5 protein-coding genes and 1 pseudogene are annotated in these 3,603 nt (G+C 66.8%); 5 read left to right on the forward strand and 1 reads right to left on the reverse strand.

Features of this window, described 5'->3' with window-relative positions:
• Position 1: 1 nt before the first annotated feature.
• Positions 2-1,192: an IS110 family transposase gene (locus B9S61_RS33270; RefSeq protein ID WP_103543576.1), complete on the reverse strand. Its 1,191-nt coding sequence runs from the start codon at positions 1,190-1,192 to the stop codon at positions 2-4.
• 239 nt (positions 1,193-1,431) lie between these two features.
• On the opposite strand from B9S61_RS33270, the gene B9S61_RS33275 reads away from it, so the two are divergent.
• The 5 genes and pseudogenes from B9S61_RS33275 to B9S61_RS33295 all read left to right on the forward strand — a co-directional run.
• Positions 1,432-2,037: a dihydrofolate reductase family protein gene (locus tag B9S61_RS33275; protein ID WP_103545507.1), complete on the forward strand. Its 606-nt coding sequence runs from the start codon at positions 1,432-1,434 to the stop codon at positions 2,035-2,037.
• 78 nt (positions 2,038-2,115) lie between these two features.
• Positions 2,116-2,445 (forward strand): hypothetical protein, encoded by a 330-nt coding sequence (locus B9S61_RS42875; RefSeq protein WP_258039993.1) that lies wholly within the window; start codon positions 2,116-2,118, stop codon positions 2,443-2,445.
• Positions 2,445-2,657 (forward strand): annotated as a pseudogene (locus B9S61_RS33285) (helix-turn-helix domain-containing protein); the annotation flags it as partial. The gene B9S61_RS42875 and the pseudogene B9S61_RS33285, both read left to right, overlap by 1 nt.
• A gap of 70 nt (positions 2,658-2,727) precedes the next feature.
• Entirely contained in the window at positions 2,728-3,015 is a 288-nt protein-coding gene (locus B9S61_RS33290; RefSeq protein ID WP_103545094.1) for a transposase, read from the forward strand.
• On the forward strand, positions 2,982-3,603 hold a 622-nt coding region (locus B9S61_RS33295), incomplete at its 3' end, for an IS3 family transposase (protein ID WP_107499724.1). The genes B9S61_RS33290 and B9S61_RS33295, both read left to right, overlap by 34 nt.

Raw genomic sequence — 3,603 nt, forward strand, 5'->3', positions numbered from 1 at the left:
GTCAAGCCGCCGCCGTGACGGGAGGTGAACCTTGGTAGCACTGTCCGTCACGGATCATCGCCCACAGGACATTGAGGCGTCGGCGGGCGAGGGCCAGCAGAGCCTGCTTGTGTCCTTTCCCCTCGCTCCTCTTGCGCTGGTAGTACGCCTTCGAGGCGGGACAGGTGGTAGTGCTGACCATCGCCGACAGGTACATGCTCCGCAGCAGTCCACGGTGGTAACGCCTGGGTCTGCGCAGGTTGCCGCTGACGCGGCCGGAGTCGCGTGGCCTGGGCGCCAGGCCGGCGAAGCCGGCCAGCCGATCGGCGCTGCCGAAGGCGTCCATGTCACCGCCGGTCGCGGCGATGAACTCGGCACCGAGCTTGGGGCCCATGCCGGGCAGACTGCGGATCACCTCAGCGTGCGGATGCTCGCGAAACTTGGCCTCGATCAGGGCGTCGAGCTCGGCGATCTCCTCATCGAGGGACATCACCCCCTTCGCGAGGCGGACCACCATGGCGGCGGCCAGCGTCTCGCCAGGCAGGGCCGTCAGCTGCGCCTGGGCAGCCTCCACAGCCGTTTTCGCAAGTGCGGCGGCGCCGCGGACCTTGCGGTTCTTCAGCCAGGTCTCGATCCGCTTCGCGCCGGCGCGGCGGATCGCGGCCGGGGTCTGGTAGCCGGTCAGCAACATCACCGGCCCTTTGTTGGTCAGCTCAAGCGAGCGTTCCAACGCGGGGAAGATCTCCAGCAGTTGAGCGCGGAGACGGTTGATCTGCCGGGTGCGGTCGAAGACCACGTCCAGGCGCCGGGTAGTGAGCGTGCGCAGGTCAATGGCGATCTCGTCGCCGGGCCTCAGCAGGCCGAGATCACGTCGGACGCGGGCCTGGTCGGCGATGACGAAGGCGTCCTTCGCGTCAGTCTTGCCCTCGCCTTTGTAGGTGGCCGATGCTCGGTGGACCGCGAGGCCGGTGAGGTAGGCCATCGGCTGGCCGTGGCTGAGCAGCAGGCCGATCAGCAGGGCGGCCCCGCCGTGGTTGAGGTCGACGGCCCACAGCACGTCGGTGGATATCTCCAGGACGTCGCCGATGAGCTGAAGCAGCTCGGTCTCGTCGTTCAGGACCCGGCGGGACAGCAGCCGCTCGCCGTCCGCGTTGATCACCACGCAGTGGTGATGCGTCTTGCCGATGTCCACTCCGGCCCAGATCTCGGGCACGTTCCCTCCGCCAGCTCGTCGTCACATCGATCCCGCAGACGACCTCGCCGACGTTGTCCTACAGCAGCGATCGAGTCGCGTCTCCCAATTGGCGGTCGAGTCGTCGCGGGGCTCCGGGCGGCCAAGTCCTTTGAGCCATCCAAACGGCGCCCACCATGCAGCCATACCCAGAACCCCTGGGCCCTCCGATCCTACGAATGACCGGATCAGACCCACGTCTTGAAAGGTAGGACACCGCCATGTCGGAGCTTCTCGTCGACTTCATCACCTCCCTCGACGGCCACGCGTCCGGAGAGGGATGGCCCGGTTTCTGGGGCCTAGAGGGCCCGGAGTACCTCGCATGGCTCGTTGAGCAGCCCGAGGCCACCTACCTGATGGGAGCGAACACCTACCGCCTGATGTCGGGCTTCGCCGCGGGCGAGGTCCCGGCCGGCCTGGACGAGTTCAGGCCCGAAGAAGAGGCGTCCGTCGACGAGCTCACTCAAGCGTCCAAGGTGGTGTTCTCCTCCTCACTCGAGGAGCCACTCACGTGGGCCAACTCCACGCTCGTCCGCGACGACGCCGTCGAGACGGTCCGCGCCATGAAGTCGAGTGGCTCGGGGCTCCTCAGCACGATCGGCAGCCTCAGTTTGTGCCGGTCCCTGCTGCGGGCCGGACTCGTGGACCGCTTCCGGGTCGTGATGTTCCCGGTGATCACCGGGGCCACGGGCGAGGAACGCATCTACGACGGCTATCCGGACGTCGCCCTCGAGATGACCGAGCACCGCACCTTCGACGGCCGCATCCAGCTGGTCGAGTACAGGCCCCGCGTGCTGGAGCACCCGCCGCTCGGCGCCCCCGCGTGACGTCGCCCCATCCGCCGGCCTGGACACCCGCCAGGCCGGCGCCAGTTCGGCCCGTTCGGCCTGGTCGTCGTCGGCATCGTGCGAGTCGAAGAAGACGCAGTACCGGCCGCTCGGGTCGACGATGCCCGAAGCCCCCCAGAGCCGGCCGACTTCCCCGATCGCCGCTGCTTCCGTCGTGAACGTGGCGGCGCGGGTGGCAAGCTGCGCGAGCTCCGCTTCGAGTTGGACTGCGAAGCCGTACGCATTCCGTACTGGCTCGCGCCCGGACAACGAATTGTGCTGCTGACGGTCTTCCGTAGGACGAGGATGCGTGAAGCGGCGGAAGTCGAGCGTGCGCATCAGGCCCAGAAGGTCTGCGAAGCCGAGCGCCATGCCCAGCACACGTACGAGCGGCGCAAGGAGAGCTGATGAATCACAGTACGTGGAGGACGCGCGGGACCCGGCAGCTCGCGGGTGGGGCGGTGGAGTACGACCAGGAGTACGTCGAGGCGCGGCTGGCCGGCGATCTTGGACAGGCGGTTTACAGCCGTCGGATCGAACTCGGCCTGTCCCAGGCGGAGCTGGCAGAGCGGGCCGGGATGACTCAGCCCCAGGTCTCCCGGATGGAGGGCGGCGACACCTGAGGGGCCCCGAAGATCCCGGACAGGGACCCAATAGGGTTGTCCTGTAAGGAATCGAGGGAAGAAGCAAGTGGCACGTCCAAGTCCGTACTCGCCGGAGTTCCGCGAAGAAGCGGTCCAGCTGGCCCTGAAATCAAACAAGCCCATCGCCCAGGTCGCCCGGGAACTCGAGATGAATCCCGAGACGCTCCGCACCTGGGTGCGCCGACACGAGCGCGAGCACGGGAAGCAGACCGAGCCGCTCGCCGTGGACGAGCGGGCCCGGCTCAAGGAACTCGAACGCCGCATTCGCGAGGTCGAGATGGAGAACGCCTTCCTAAAAAAATGCGCGGCGTACTTCGCGAAGGATCCCCGGTAGCGAGCAAGTACGAGTTCATCGAAACGATGCGACTCGATACCGCGGAGTACGCGTACCCCGTCGAGTTCATGTGCGAACACCTCGGCGTGTCCAAGTCGGGCTACTACGGCTGGCGGTGCCGTCCCGATTCAGTGACGGCCCGGCGGCGCGAGGAATTGAAGCTGCTTGTCAATAGAGCGTTCGGCATGTCCGACAGCACCTACGGATACCGGAGAATCCACGCCCAGCTGCTGCGCTGGGGCCACGCCGCCGGCCCCGAACTCGTCCGTCAGCTGATGCGTGAGCTGGGCCTGGTACCCTGCCAGCCCCGTCCGAAGCGGTGGTCCCTCACCCAGGCAGTCGCAGGCTCGGTGCCAGATCTCGTCGGCCGCGACTTCACCGCAGAAACTCCTGGCGAAAAGCTCGTCGGCGACATTACTTACATACCCACCGGCGAGGGGTGGCTGTATCTGGCGACCGTTATCGACTGCTGTACGAAGGAGGTCATCGGTTATGCGATGGACGACCACTACCAGACGCCGCTGATAGCCCGGGCCGTCCGCAACGCGGCACGGAATCGCAGGCTCGCGAAGGGCGCAATATTCCACT

It is taken from the genome of Streptomyces sp. SM1 (assembly GCF_002910825.1).
In the GTDB taxonomy this organism is placed as follows: domain Bacteria; phylum Actinomycetota; class Actinomycetes; order Streptomycetales; family Streptomycetaceae; genus Streptomyces; species Streptomyces okerensis.

What these genes read in the sequence shown, in the direction of transcription:
- B9S61_RS33275 (WP_103545507.1), top strand. Translation starts at nt 1,432, where the DNA reads ATGTCGGAGCTTCTCGTCGACTTCATCACCTCCCTCGACGGCCACGCG.